The sequence below is a fragment of the Ruegeria sp. THAF57 genome, from assembly GCF_903914075.1.
GTDB lineage: Bacteria > Pseudomonadota > Alphaproteobacteria > Rhodobacterales > Rhodobacteraceae > Ruegeria.
In genome coordinates this window covers 70,959-84,734 of sequence record NZ_CAIWNQ010000006.1, presented here as the reverse complement: position 1 = coordinate 84,734, position 13,776 = coordinate 70,959, and the positions used below count along the sequence as shown (strand labels likewise).

The following is a 13,776-nucleotide window of genomic DNA, read 5'->3' as shown; positions in this document are numbered from 1 at the left end:
ATGCACAAAGGATCCTGCCTTTGCGGCAAGGTTGCCTTCACCATTGACGGAGACCTCGCCGCACCCAATGCCTGCCATTGCGGCCAATGCCGCAGGCAATCGGGGCATTTGTGGGCCTCGTGCGAGACGCATCAGGACAACCTAACCTTTACCTCCAGCGAGACCCTGAATTGGTATCGCGCCTCGGACATTGCCAGGCGCGGCTTTTGCAGCGCCTGTGGCTCGTTCCTGTTCTGGCAGCACAATGACGAGGACACGATTGCGGTTTCGGCGGGGTCATTGGATGAACCGACCGGCTTGAGGCTCGCTCAGCACATCTTTGTCGCGGACAAGGGCGACTATTACGACATCTCAGACGACCTGCCCCAGCGGGCACACTAACAGAGGATCAAGATACATGAGTGATTTTCCAACCAAGGCCCGTGTGGTCATCATCGGTGGTGGCGTCGTGGGCTGCTCGTCCCTGTATCATCTGGCCAAGAAGGGCTGGACCGACTGCGTTCTGCTGGAAAAGAACGAGCTGACGGCCGGGTCTACATGGCACGCGGCGGGCAATGTGCCGACCTTTTCGACCTCGTGGGCGATCATGAACATGCAGCGCTATTCGACCGAGCTGTATGCGCGTCTGGCCGATGAGGTCGACTATCCAATGAACTACCACGTCTCGGGGTCGATCCGTCTGGCGCATAGCAAAGAGCGCATGCAGGAGTTTGAGCGCGCCATGTCGATGGGCCTCTATCAGGGCATCCCGATGGAGATGTGGACCCCGGAGCAGGCGAAAGAGCGCTATCCGTTCCTTGAAACCCATGACCTTGAGGGCGTGCTGTATGACCCGACCGATGGCGACATCGACCCGGCGCAGCTGACGCAGGCGCTGGCCAAGGGGGCGCGGGATCTGGGGGCAAAGATCGTGCGCTTCTGTCCGGCCACCGATGTAACACAGCACGATGACGGCACGTGGACCGTTCACACCGACAAGGGCGATATTGCCTGTGACTATGTGGTCAACGCAGCCGGATACTACGCGCAGCGTGTGGGTGAGATGTTCAAACCCTATGGCGGCCGAATGGTGCCTGCCATGGTCATGAGCCACCAGTACCTGCTGACCGACGAAGTCCCTGAGATCGAGGCATGGACCAAGGAAAACGGCGGCAAGCTGCCGCTGCTGCGCGACGTGGATATCTCGTACTACCTGCGGCAGGAAAAGAACGGCTTCAACCTTGGCCCCTATGAGCCGAACTGCAAGGGCCATTGGATGACCGAAGACGATCCGATGCCCGAGGATTTCAGTTTTCAGCTTTGGAACGACGACCTGGACCGGATCGAGGACATCGTTACCGACGCGATGGAGCGGGTGCCGCTGATGGCGACCTCGGGTGTTGGGCGCGTGATCAACGGCCCGATCCCTTATGCGCCCGATGGTCTGCCGCTTATCGGCCCGATGCCGGGCGTGACAAACGCGTTTGAGGCACACAGCTTTACCTTTGGCATCGCGCAGGGCGGTGGGGCTGGCAAAGTGCTGGCCGAATGGATCGTCGATGGCGCGACCGAATGGGATATGTGGGCCGTCGATCCGCGCCGCTACACCGACTACACCGATCAGGACTACTGCAACCAGAAAGGTATGGAGGTCTACGGCAACGAATACGCCATGCACTTCCCCCATCACGAATGGCCTGCGGCGCGCGATAAGAAACTGTCTCCGGTCCATGCCAAGATCAAGGAGTTGGGCGGCGTGATGGGCGCCTATAACGGCTGGGAACGCGCCAACTGGTTCGCCAAACCGGGCGACGACACCTCGCTAGAAGCGACGCATACATGGGGGCGCTCGGGTCCGTGGGAGAGCCGTATCAAGGAAGAATGCGAGGCTGTGCGTGACCATTGCGGCGTGCTGGACCTGCCGGGCTTCTCGCGGTTCAAAATTCAGGGGCCGGGGGCAGACGAATGGTTGCGCGGGCTTGTGACCGGATCACTGCCCAAGATCGGCCGCGTTGGGCTGGTCTATTTCTCGGACGATCGCGGCCGCATTCTGACTGAAATGTCCGTAACCCGCGAAGCGGAGGACTTGTTTGTGCTGGTCACAGCCGCCACCGCGCAATGGCATGACCGCGAATGGCTGGAACGCCACATGCCCGCAAATGCCGCATTCACGCTGGAAGACTGGACCACGCGTATGGACACGCTGATCGTCACCGGCCCCAAATCGCGCGAGGTTCTGGGCAAATTATGCGATGCCGACCTGACCCTGCCGTGGCTCAGCTTTCAGGAAAGCGAGATCAAAGGCGGCTGGGTTGCCCTTCTGCGAGTGTCCTTCGCCGGAGAGCTGGGATGGGAAATCCACGCCGAAAACGCGGATATGCCAGCGATTTATGAAGCTGTCCTTGAAGCCGGGGCCAAGCCGTTCGGCATGTACGCCCTGAACTCGCTGCGGATCGAGAAAGGCTATCGCGCATGGAAGGGCGATCTGTCGACCGATTATTCGCTGCTGGAAGGCGGGTTGGAGCGCTTCGTCAAGTTGGACAAACCGCAGGACTTCCCCGGCAAGGCGGCGATTCTGAACGAAAAGCAGCAGGGCGTGAAAAAGTCGTTCGTGACCCTGACGGTCGAGGCCGGAGATTGCGACGCGCCTTACATGTCCTGCATCTGGCAAGGCGATCAGATCGTGGGTGAGACGACCTCGGGCGCTTGGGGCTATCGCGTGGGCAAATCCATCGCGCTGGGCATGATCAAGTCGGAACTGGCAAATCCGGGCACCGCGCTGGAGGTTGAAATCTACGGCCGGAAATACCCCGCGGTGGTACAAGCGGACCAACCGCTCTGGGATCCGGCCAACGAACGGCTGCGGGCCTGATGGCTGTGCCAAACGTTATGCAAGGCGTCTATCTGACCCGCCACGGTGGGCCAGAGGCGCTGGAATGGCGCGCGGATATACCGGTGCCACAACCCGGACCCGGTCAGGTGCTGGTCCGGGTTGCTGCTGCCGGAGTGAACAACACAGATATCAACACGCGCGTCGGTTGGTATTCCTCGGATGTGACCGGTGCGACAGATGCGGTCGATCAGGAGGTCGACGCAGGCGGCTGGGGCGGCGCTCTGCACTTCCCACGCATTCAAGGCGGTGATCTTTGCGGCATAGTTGAACAGGCCGCGCCGGGCACGGGGTTTCAACTCGGCCAGCGTGTAACCTGCCCGATCAACCTACCGCGCCCACGCCCCGGCAACCCGACTGGCTTCATCGCTTTGGGGTCCGAGATTGACGGGGCCTTCGCGCAATATTGTCTGGTCGAGGCGTCTGATCTGTACGACGTCTCGGCCTCTCCCCTGTCAGATGCCGAGATCGCGGCCATTCCCTGTGCTTTTGGCACGGCGGAAAACCTGCTGACCCGCGCAGACGTAACCGCCGGGCATAAGGTGCTGATCACAGGGGCCTCGGGCGGGGTCGGCTTGGCCGCCGTACAACTGGCCCAACTGCGTGGAGCGACCGTGTGGGGTGTTACCAGCCCTTCCAAGGCTGAGGTGGTCAAGGATCAGGGCGCGATTGATACGTTTGACCGGGGCGCGCCTTTGCCAAAAGACATGTTCGACGTGGCAATCGACGTGGTCGGCGGCCCCGCATGGCCCGACCTGATCTTGTCGCTGAAGCCCGGCGGGCAGTATGCCGTCTCAGGCGCGATCGCCGGACCCATTGTTCAAGCCGATCTTCGCGATATCTACCTGCGCGACATCACTATCCACGGCTGCACCCATCAGGCCTTCGAGGTTTTCGGCCGATTGGTCGAACTGATGAACGCCGGTCGGGTAAAACCATTGATCTCGAAAACCTATCCGCTAAGAGACATTGCCAAAGCGCAAGCGGACTTTCAGTCCAAGGCGTTTGCGGGAAAACTGGTTCTCATTCCCTGAGGAAAGGTAAGGACATGGCGGATATCACTCTGTTGGACGGCTCGATCGGGCAGGAGCTGGTCAAGCGTGGCGGCGAAAAGCCCACACCTTTGTGGTCGACACGGGTGATGATGGATCAGCCCGAATTGGTGGGGCAGGTCCATGCGGACTACTTCCGACGTGGCGCGACCGTGGCGACGACGAACACTTACGCCATCCACCGCTCGCGTCTGGTACGCGAAGGGATCGAAGATCAACTGTCCGCCCTGATCGACACGGCGCTGACGCAGGCTGAATGCGCGCGGCATGCGTCGCGTGGGCGGATCGCCGGGGCGCTGGGGCCTCTGCTGGCCTCATACCGGCCCGATCTGAAACCCGATGTGGAAGAGGCCGCGCTGAAATATACCGAGTTGGTCGGTCTGATGAACGATCGGGTGGACCTGTTCCTGCACGAAACCGTGTCCTCGCTGCAAGAGGCCGAAGGCGCGCTGCGCGGCACGGAAAGTGCGACTAAACCCGTCTGGCTGGCGCTGTCAGTGATGGACACTGACGGCACCCGCCTGCGCTCGGGCGAGCATCTGGCGCAGGTCGCGCCGCTGGTGGATCGCTTTAAGCCGCAAGCGGTGCTGATCAACTGCACCCGCCCGGAATCGGTGATGCCCGCGCTGACGATCCTTGAAACGATGGGCCGCCCTTATGGGGCCTATGCCAATGGCTTCACCGGCATCACGCAAGAATTTCTGGAGGACGCCCCCACCGTTGATGCGCTGGAAGAACGTCATGACCTGACCCCCGAAGCCTATGCCGATTTCGCAATGTCCTGGGTCGAGCACGGGGCAACCATTGTCGGCGGCTGCTGCGAGGTCGGCCCCGATCATATCGAGGCATTGGCCCACGCGCTGCACGCCGCCCGACATAGGATCGTCTAGGGCGATGGCGGCACAGCAGCATTTCGATATCCTCGTCGCCCCCGGCTATGTGCTGCTGGAACTGGCGTCGCTGGTCGAGGTGCTGCGTCTGGCCAACCGCGTCTGCCCACATCCGCCTTTTACCTATGCGTATAAGTCCCTGAAGGGCGGCCCGATCCATTCCAGCAGCGATGCGATGATTCAGACCGAGGCCGTCAGTGCCCAGCCCAAGGCGGATTACCTGTTTGTCATTGGCAATACCGATCCCGATCACCCTGATCTGTCGTTGGGCCGCGTGGTGTCCGACTATACCTATCGCGGTGCGCAGGTGTTTTTGCTGGCCGAAGCTGCCAGTCGTTACATCGACGAACATGGCACTGAGGATATGGCGACCCATTGGGAGAACGCTTCGTTCCTGCGCGAACGCGGTGCCCGGTTCGAGGCCAAGCTGTCCATCGCCACCCAGCAAGGCGCTGTAGTGACGTGTGCGGGAATGGAGGCGACGACGGATGTGGCGCTGTCGGTGATTGGCCGCCATATCTCGGGGCCCGCCAAGATGACCGTGGCCGATATCATGTTGCACGAGAACATCCGCGATTTTTCCTCGATGCAGCCGTTTTCCGGCACGCGTTTGACAGCAACCGGAGATGCCAAGCTGGACCAGTGCATCAAGCTGATGCAGGCAAACATCGAAGACCCGTTGCCGATCCATCAGATCGTCGAAGAACTGCACCTGTCCAACCGTTCTCTGGAGCGCAAGTTCAAGACTTTCTTCGGCACCACCCCGAACGGGTTCTACCGCGAAATGCGGCTGGCCAAGGCCAATAACCTGCTGCTCAACACCACCATGAGCGTGCGTGAAATCGGCCTGGCTTGTGGGTTTCCGAACGGATTTTCTTCTGTCTACAAGAGCTTTTTCGGCGTAACGCCTTTTGTCCTGCGTCGCGAAAAGCGTGTGGCACATCGGTGAAAATTACCGATATTGTGACGCTTTTGGCGCATTTATTGTCGATCTTCCATGCCAACTTGGCCCAAATCTGACAGTGCGGAGATTTTAGGATGGTTGATCTTCCCAACAAGGCCCGTGTGGTCATCATAGGCGGCGGCGTCATCGGATGTTCGGTCGCGTATCACCTGACCAAGAAGGGCTGGAGTGATGTTGTCCTACTGGAACGCAAGCAACTGACCAGCGGCACAACATGGCACGCGGCAGGCCTGATCGGCCAGTTGCGCGCAACGTCGAACATGACAAAACTGGCGCGCTATTCGGCCGAGCTGTATCTGGGGCTCGAAGAAGAAACCGGCGTAGCCACGGGGATGCGTCAAGTCGGATCGGTCTCGGTCGCGCTCACCGACGAACGTCTGGAAGAGCTTTACAGGAACGCCGCAATGGCGCGTGCCTTTGGCGTCCCGGTCGAAGAGCTGTCTCCGACCGAGGTGAAACAGCGCTACGGGCATATCAATCTTGATGGTGTGACCGGGGGTGTTTGGTTGCCAACCGATGGCCAGGCCGATCCCGCCAATATTGCGTTGGCACTGGCCAAGGGTGCGCGTCAACGCGGGGCGATTGTTCAGGAACGGGTAAGAGTTGCCGGCATTTCCCGGCAGGGCCGGCGGGTCAATTCTGTGGAATGGGTCAGCGATGATGGCATGACGCAAGGCCATATCGAATGCGATATGGTGGTGAACTGCGCAGGCATGTGGGGGCATCAGGTCGGCCGCATGGCGGGCGTGAACGTACCGCTTCACGCGTGTGAGCATTTCTACATCGTCACCGAAGGCATCGACGGCCTGACCCAACTGCCGGTTCTGCGCGTGCCGGATGAATGCGCCTATTACAAGGAAGACGCGGGCAAAATTCTGCTGGGCGCGTTTGAACCCAACGCGAAACCATGGGCGATGGAGGGCATCCCCGACAGTTTCGAGTTTGACCAACTGCCCGAGGATTTCGACCACTTTGAACCGATCTTAGAGGCGGCAGTAAACCGGATGCCGATGCTGGCGGATGCTGGGATTCATACCTTCTTCAACGGGCCGGAATCTTTCACGCCCGATGATGCCTATCATCTGGGACTTGCGCCCGAGATGGATAATTTTTGGGTCGCCGCCGGGTTCAACTCGATCGGTATCCAATCCGCCGGGGGCGCGGGTATGGCGCTGGCCGAGTGGATGGATAGCGGTGAGAAACCGTTCGATCTGGGCGACGTGGATATTGGCCGGATGCAGCCGTTTCAGGGCAACAAACAATATCTGTTTGAACGCTCCAAGGAAACGCTGGGCCTGCTTTATGCCGACCACTACCCCTATCGCCAAAAGGCCACCGCGCGCGGCGTGCGGCGCACGCCCTTCCACCATCACCTGTTGGAACAGGGTGCTGTGATGGGTGAACTGGCTGGGTGGGAGCGTGCCAACTGGTTCGCGAACGCAGGTCAGGAACGCGAATACCAATACAGTTGGAAACGCCAGAACTGGTTCGAGAATTCCGCCGCCGAACACCGCGCGGTGCGCGAGAATGTGGGGATGTATGACATGTCCTCCTTCGGCAAAATCCGCGTTGAAGGTCCCGATGCCGAGGCGTTCATGAACTATGTCGGCGGCGGCGACTACGCGGTGCCCAATGGCAAGATCGTCTACACTCAGTTCCTGAACCGCACAGGCGGGATCGAGGCAGACGTGACCGTCACCCGCCTGTCCGAGACCGCCTATCTGGTCGTCACACCTGCCGCCACCCGTCTGGCCGATCAAACCTGGATGCAGCGCCACGCGGGTGCGTTCAACGTGGTCATCACGGATGTCACCGCAGGCGAAGGTGTGCTGGCCGTCATGGGTCCCAACGCGCGCGCGCTGCTGCAAAAGGTTTCGCCCGCCGACTTCTCGAACGCGACAAACCCATTCGGCGCCGCGCAAGAGATCGAGATCGGCATGGGCCTCGCCCGCGCGCATCGCGTCACCTATGTGGGTGAACTGGGGTGGGAGATTTACGTCTCGTCCGATATGGCGGGCCATGTGTTCGAAACCCTGCACGCGGCCGGGCAGGAAATGGGTCTGAAACTATGTGGGATGCATATGATGGACTCGTGCCGGATCGAGAAAGGCTTTCGCCATTTCGGCCATGACATCACATGTGAAGATCACGTAGTCGATGCCGGGCTGGGTTTTGCCGTGAAAACCGACAAGGGCTGCGACTTCATCGGGCGCGAGGCAGTGATCGCACGAAAGGAAACCGGACCACAAAGCCGATTGGTTCAGTTCAAACTCACTGACCCCGAACCGCTGCTGTTCCACAACGAACCCATCCTGCGGGACGGCGAATATGTGGGTTATCTGAGTTCGGGCAACTATGGACACACGCTGGGTGGTGCCATCGGTCTGGGCTATGTGCCCTGCGAAGGTGAAAAGGCTGCCGATGTGTTGGCCTCAAGCTATGAGATCGACGTCTGCGGGGTGAAAGTCACAGCAGAAGCATCGCTGAAACCGATGTATGACCCAAAATCGGAACGCGTGAAAGTCTGATGCGCGGTAAAAGGGGGCTCTGCCCCCGCCGCGGCAAGCCGCGACTCCCCCGGGATATTTGGGGCCAGATGAAGCAGGGTATCCACTCTTCATCTGGCAAAAAATATCCCGGAGCGCGAGGCAGAGCCTCGCATCTTGAGCCGTTGCATCGGGCGCGACGTATCAGTTTTCCTGATGAGGGTCGTCACAGATTTCGCGGTTTTCTTCGGATCTGCATTTGCCTTACAGAGTTTCAAGCTCAATCGGAGACTCATTATGGCAGACGCCGCTGTACCGCCGAATAATGCAGACACGCCCAAGGGGTTGGCTCTGGCGGTTACGGCCTATGTTTTGTGGGGGTTTCTGCCGCTCTACATGAAGGCATTGGCGCATATTGGCCCTGTTGAGATCGTGGCGCATCGGGTCATTTGGTCCGTGCCTGTGGCCGGCGCGTTGCTGATCGCGCTTGGGCGGACCGGGGACCTGAAAGCAGCGTTGCAAAACCCCAAAATGTTGGGCATGGCCTGTTTGACCGCTGCGCTGATTTCCTTGAACTGGGCGATTTACATCTGGGCCATTGCCAGCGGAAACGCGCTGGATGCCGCGCTTGGGTATTATATCAATCCGCTGTTCAGCATAACTTTGGGCGCGGTTCTGCTGCGGGAACCACTTAACAAAACGCAATTGATTGCCGTTGGGCTTGCTGCGATCGGCGTACTGGTCTTAGTTCTTCAGGCTGGCAGGTTGCCTTGGGCGGCCTTGGGCCTGATGGTCAGTTGGGGGTTCTACGCATTCTTCAAGCGATCTTGGCCTATCGGCCCAAATCAGGGGTTCTTGCTTGAGGTTCTGATCCTCTTGTTTCCAGCTTTGGTTTACGTGACGTGGCTTGGTGCCGAAGGGGCTGGGCATTTTGGGGCAACGGGTTCGGATACTCTGTTGTTGGCCGCTGCCGGTGTAGTGACGGCCGTCCCACTGCTGGTTTACGCAAACGGGGCAAAGCTGGTGCGCCTGTCGACGATGGGCATATTGCAGTACATAGCACCGACCATGATCTTCATCACCGCGATCACTTTCTTTGGCGAGCAGATCGACAGGGGGCGCATGATTGCGTTTCCGCTGATCTGGGCTGCGTTGGTTGTGTATTCGATTCCGATGATCCGGCAGATGCGCGCTCAGGCCTGACGCAGGAGTGCTGCGGCTTCGGACGCCCAGATTGCATAAGTTTTTGGGCTGGGATGATAGCCATCCGGCGCGGCCAAGGCGGGATCGTCAGGCAAGTTCAGTGTCAGATGGCGCGCCTGAGAAAACCCGGCGGTGACCTCTTGCAAAGCCTGATCCAACCGGGCGGCCTGCTGGCCCAGAACCCAAGCCAATGGCTGCGGCAGCGCCGGAAACCGGGCCATTTGGGGAACGCCCGTCGCGACAATTCGACGAACGCCAAACTGCTGGACAAGAAGGTTCATCAAAAGCGTTTGTCGGTCAGCGAACTTCTTTCGTGTGACGCCACGCGTGACATCATTCACTCCGAGCGCTGTGACTGCCATATCAAATTGACCGTCCAAAACCTGCAGGCGGTTAAGTGTATCTTGCGTGGTGTGGCCGGTCATGGCTTCAAGCTGCCATTCGACTGTGTAGTGCCGGGACAGTTCCTTTGCCAGATGCCCTGAAAGTGCCTGTGTCTGCGTGCCAGCGCCGACACCAGCGGCTGAGCTGTCCCCGGCGATTAAAAGGCGCAGGCGGGGGCCTCGACCATTTCGACCGCTGCGGGGGCCTATGGGTTCGGGCAAAAGTTGCGCGTTCCGTCGGACAGACAGGCCCTGTGCGGCCAGAACTGGCAGCAGCGGCACCCGCAACAACTGGTCTGGGGCTACTGGCATCATCAGCTAAGTGCGTTTTTGTATTCCAGAAAACGCGGATCGGTCATGACGCGGGCCATCATCGCCTCGCGCAGGGCACCGATTGTTTTGTAGGGGCGCATGACGACTTCGAACTCCTGTATCAGACCATCGTCATCCAACGTGATCAGATCGACGCCGACCGCATCCAGATCGCCAACCTTGCACTGAAATTCCAACGCCCAATCCTTGCCGTCGCCCATCACCCGCCGATAGTGAAAATCAGTGAACACCTGCCCCACATGGCCCAGTACCGCCGCGACCGGGGCGCGCCCTGTCCATGTGCTGAAATAGGTTGGGGGTGAAAACCGCACATCCTCGGCCAGCAGTTCGAGAATCTGGGATTCGTCACCTTTGGCAACAACCTCTTGCATGCGCTCGATTGTGGGATGCATGAATTTTCCTCCGCTTTTAGGGGCAGAGTTGCGGAACTATGCGGCGCAAGCAAGGACGACGTTGCGGGAGGCAGCAGGCTGCGGTAGGCAGACGCGCATGAGCGAACCCTACGATCCACCTCAAACACCTCTGGACGTGCTGCATGAAGATGCACAACTGATCGTGGTGAATAAACCATCGGGCCTGTTGTCGGTTCCGGGGCGCGGAGAGCATCTTGCCGATTGCCTGCTGACACGGGTGCAGGCAGCCTTTGCGCAAGCCTTGCTGGTGCATCGGCTGGATCGGGATACATCAGGGGTGATGGTGTTTGCGCAGACCCAGCATGCCCAACGGCATCTGAGCATGCAATTCGAGAAGCGCCAGACGCGAAAAACCTATGTCGCGCGTGTTATTGGTCAGGTTGAACCCAAAACCGGCACCATTGATCTGCCGCTGATTGTGGATTGGCCCAATCGACCGCGTCAGATGGTGTGTCATGAGACTGGTAAACCTGCTGTCACGGATTGGCGGGTCGTCAAACACGAAGGCGACACGTCCCGTGTGCGCCTGTTTCCGAAAACCGGGCGGTCCCATCAGTTGCGGGTCCACATGCAGGCTTTGGGTCACCCGATTTTGGGTGACCCGTTTTATGCGGACGGTGCAGCGCGCGACTATCCGCGCCTTATGCTGCATTCCGAAGAATTGCGCCTGAAAAACCCCGAGGGCGGCGTTTCTATGAAATTCCGCGCCGCACCCGAATTCTGACGTCAGACTGCGTTGGTCCAGAGCAGCTTGAGATTGCCCAGAGAAAACCGCCTTGCGCGGCGTCTGGGGGTACAGCGCTGACGGTTAGCTGCGATTTCGCGTTCGATTTCAAAGGCGCGCAGGTTGTGCTTCTCGGCCCATTGACCCAGTTTGAGGGTCATTAGAACATGATTGTCTCGGCTTGGCATGGAAGGCATCCTTTTTCGTGTTGGTCCAGCCTTGCCGAGGACTGCTGACACCCCCTTGTCAGGGGGCTGTGTTAGAGTGTCAGCAGTTCAGCCGGAGATTTCCATGCGCCGTTCGACCCGTTTGTTTGAGATCATCCAAATTCTGCGCGCCTCAAACGCGCCCGTCACCGCCGAGATGCTTGCCGAAAAGCTCGAGGTTTCGGTTCGGACTGTGTATCGTGATATTGCCGCGTTGCAGGCGCAGCGCACCCCGATCGAAGGTGAGGCGGGCATCGGGTATCTGATGCGCCGTGGTTATGATCTGCCGCCCCTGAACTTTGACGCGGAAGAGGTCGAAGCATTGTGGGTTGGTCTGTCCATGCTGGCGCGCACTGGCGACAGCACGCTGCAACAGGCCGCCGATCGGGTGTGTCGCAAAATCGACGCCCTGCGCGCGCCTGCGGATTGGCTGCAAGTGGCCCCGTGGGGCGCGCCCGCAGATGACCCCGAAAAGGGATGCGTTCAGGTCGTGAACTACCGTGAGGCGATACGGTCCGAGCGCAAGATTCGTATTACCTATGTCAATTCTGCCGGCACCCGGACGGAACGGACCGTGCGCCCGGTTGCGCTGATCTATCATATCGAGTGCACGATGCTTGCTGCATGGTGCGAGTTAAGAAACGGGTTTCGACATTTTCGGACCGACCGCATCTGGTCCTGTGATCTGATCGATGATCACTTTTGCGGTCAGGGGGCGCCGCTTCGCGCGATATGGCAAGAGCAAAATCGCTGGGACGCTGTCACACAACAATGACTGGCGGGTAACTGCCGATATCACCGGATTGTTGCTTGAGCCTGCTCGGCGTCGGCGCGATATACTGCGCTGAACAAGATGGTCCCGGCAAACGGGTACCAGAGCAGAAGGTGATTTCATGACCATTTCCAAGTTTGTTGTTTCCGCCGGGCTGTGCTCGGCAATGTTATTGGGCGCGTGTACGGACCCCGGCACGCTGAATTTGCCGGCCGACCCAAACCAAAACACAAAACAGGGTGCGATTCTGGGTGGATTGGTCGGTGCGGGTGTTGGAGCGATCGCGAACGGCTCTGATCCGCTTCTTGGTGCGTTGGCTGGTGGTGCGATTGGTGCGGCAGGCGGCGGCCTGATCGGTAACCAACTGGACCAGCAGGCCGCAGAACTGCGCCAGCAATTGGCCAATCAGGGGATTACCGTAACCAATGCCGGGGACCGGCTGATTGTCACCGTGCCGAACGACATCACCTTTGACACCGACAGCTCGACCGTGCGCCCGGCGCTGCGGTCCGATTTGGTCCGGGTGGGGCAAAACCTGGTGAATTACCCCAACTCGACCGTGCAGGTTATTGGCCATACGGACAGTGACGGTGAGGCGTCGTACAATCAGGCCCTGTCAGAACGTCGGGCGCGCTCTGTCGCCGATATTTTGCAGGCCAATGGTGTCAACAGTGCAAGGATCAGCACGATTGGACTGGGTGAGAACCGCCCGGCGGCCTCGAACCTGACGCCTGAAGGTAAGGCCCTTAATCGACGGGTCGATATCGAGATCATTCCAAACGGGCGCACCTGAATTTGACAGGGCATCATTAGGTGCTCTGGCTTTTTTGCACATTGACTGCGCGTCATGGGGGCTATGGCGCGCAGAGGTGTCGCGCTAATTAGTGAAAGACACCATCACGGAGCCCTACCATGTCTGAACCAATCCTGCTTGGCCTGTCCGGGTCGCTGCGCCAGAGCGCAACCAACCGTAAGCTGCTGCGCGAAGCCGCGCGGCTGTTTGACCCCGGGACATATGTCGAGGCAGACCTGAACCTGCCGCTTTATGACGGTGATCTGGAGGACGGCGAGGGTATCCCCGAGCCGGTTCAATTGCTGGCGGACCAGATCGCACAGGCGCATGCCGTGATCATCTCGACCCCTGAATACAACAAGGGTCCATCCGGAGTGTTGAAGAACGCGTTGGATTGGGTAAGCCGAACCAAGGGCAAGCCATGGGCCGACAAACCCGTTGCGGTGATGTCCGCCGCCGCGGGTCGCGCAGGCGGAGAGCGGGCCCAAATGGTGCTGCGCGGCTATATGGTGCCGTTCCAGCCACGTATTTTGCAGGGACCGGAAATTCATCTGGCCAGCAGTTCCAGTGAATTCGATGAGCAGGGAAAACTGACCAGCGAAAGATACGAAAGCGCTCTGCAAACTTTGATGCAGAAGCTGCGCGCCGAGGCTGGTTTCCAATAACCACAGGTCGCTTGTCGGTGCCT

14 protein-coding genes are annotated in these 13,776 nt (G+C 59.5%); 11 read left to right on the top strand and 3 right to left on the bottom strand.

From position 1 onward, the window contains the following. The 7 genes from RUESEDTHA_RS14935 to rarD all read left to right on the top strand — a co-directional run bounded on the left by RUESEDTHA_RS14935 (position 1) and on the right by rarD (position 9,464). A complete protein-coding gene (locus RUESEDTHA_RS14935; protein WP_180887562.1) occupies positions 1–381 on the top strand; it encodes a GFA family protein in 381 nt (126 codons plus the stop codon). 16 nt (positions 382–397) lie between these two features. Further along, complete coding sequence (locus RUESEDTHA_RS14930) at positions 398–2,851, top strand: FAD-dependent oxidoreductase (RefSeq protein ID WP_180887561.1); 2,454 nt, start codon at positions 398–400, stop codon at positions 2,849–2,851. Then, positions 2,851–3,903, top strand: coding sequence for a zinc-binding dehydrogenase (locus tag RUESEDTHA_RS14925; RefSeq protein WP_180887560.1), 1,053 nt, complete (start codon positions 2,851–2,853; stop codon positions 3,901–3,903). The genes RUESEDTHA_RS14930 and RUESEDTHA_RS14925 overlap by 1 nt, the downstream gene beginning before the upstream one ends. A gap of 14 nt (positions 3,904–3,917) precedes the next feature. Next, positions 3,918–4,811 (top strand): homocysteine S-methyltransferase family protein, encoded by an 894-nt coding sequence (locus RUESEDTHA_RS14920; protein WP_180887559.1) that lies wholly within the window; start codon positions 3,918–3,920, stop codon positions 4,809–4,811. 4 nt (positions 4,812–4,815) lie between these two features. After that, complete coding sequence (locus RUESEDTHA_RS14915) at positions 4,816–5,760, top strand: GlxA family transcriptional regulator (protein ID WP_180887558.1); 945 nt, start codon at positions 4,816–4,818, stop codon at positions 5,758–5,760. Positions 5,761–5,849: 89 nt separating this feature from the next. Continuing rightward, positions 5,850–8,303 (top strand): FAD-dependent oxidoreductase, encoded by a 2,454-nt coding sequence (locus tag RUESEDTHA_RS14910; protein WP_180887557.1) that lies wholly within the window; start codon positions 5,850–5,852, stop codon positions 8,301–8,303. Positions 8,304–8,558: 255 nt separating this feature from the next. Further along, complete coding sequence (gene rarD / locus RUESEDTHA_RS14905) at positions 8,559–9,464, top strand: EamA family transporter RarD (RefSeq protein WP_180887556.1); 906 nt, start codon at positions 8,559–8,561, stop codon at positions 9,462–9,464. Here rarD and RUESEDTHA_RS14900 read toward each other — a convergent pair. Next, positions 9,455–10,162 (bottom strand): SGNH/GDSL hydrolase family protein, encoded by a 708-nt coding sequence (locus RUESEDTHA_RS14900; protein WP_255431754.1) that lies wholly within the window; start codon positions 10,160–10,162, stop codon positions 9,455–9,457. The genes rarD and RUESEDTHA_RS14900 overlap by 10 nt on opposite strands. Beyond that, positions 10,162–10,572 carry a nuclear transport factor 2 family protein gene (locus RUESEDTHA_RS14895; RefSeq protein ID WP_171124409.1) on the bottom strand — a complete coding sequence of 137 codons (411 nt, stop codon included), beginning with the start codon at positions 10,570–10,572 and terminating at the stop codon, positions 10,162–10,164. The genes RUESEDTHA_RS14900 and RUESEDTHA_RS14895 overlap by 1 nt, the downstream gene beginning before the upstream one ends. A gap of 97 nt (positions 10,573–10,669) precedes the next feature. Between RUESEDTHA_RS14895 and RUESEDTHA_RS14890 the strand changes: the two genes are divergently transcribed. Next, a complete protein-coding gene (locus tag RUESEDTHA_RS14890) occupies positions 10,670–11,317 on the top strand; it encodes an RluA family pseudouridine synthase (protein ID WP_180887555.1) in 648 nt (215 codons plus the stop codon). Positions 11,318–11,319: 2 nt separating this feature from the next. Here RUESEDTHA_RS14890 and RUESEDTHA_RS14885 read toward each other — a convergent pair whose 3' ends face one another. Next, a complete protein-coding gene (locus tag RUESEDTHA_RS14885) occupies positions 11,320–11,505 on the bottom strand; it encodes a hypothetical protein (RefSeq protein ID WP_180887554.1) in 186 nt (61 codons plus the stop codon). A gap of 103 nt (positions 11,506–11,608) precedes the next feature. On the opposite strand from RUESEDTHA_RS14885, the gene RUESEDTHA_RS14880 reads away from it, so the two are divergent. From RUESEDTHA_RS14880 to RUESEDTHA_RS14870, 3 genes are all read left to right on the top strand, one after another. Further along, a complete protein-coding gene (locus RUESEDTHA_RS14880; protein ID WP_180887553.1) occupies positions 11,609–12,298 on the top strand; it encodes a YafY family protein in 690 nt (229 codons plus the stop codon). A gap of 118 nt (positions 12,299–12,416) precedes the next feature. After that, entirely contained in the window at positions 12,417–13,088 is a 672-nt protein-coding gene (locus RUESEDTHA_RS14875; RefSeq protein ID WP_180887552.1) for an OmpA family protein, read from the top strand. Positions 13,089–13,207: 119 nt separating this feature from the next. Further along, positions 13,208–13,753: an NADPH-dependent FMN reductase gene (locus RUESEDTHA_RS14870; RefSeq protein ID WP_171126334.1), complete on the top strand. Its 546-nt coding sequence runs from the start codon at positions 13,208–13,210 to the stop codon at positions 13,751–13,753. Positions 13,754–13,776 lie beyond the last annotated feature (23 nt).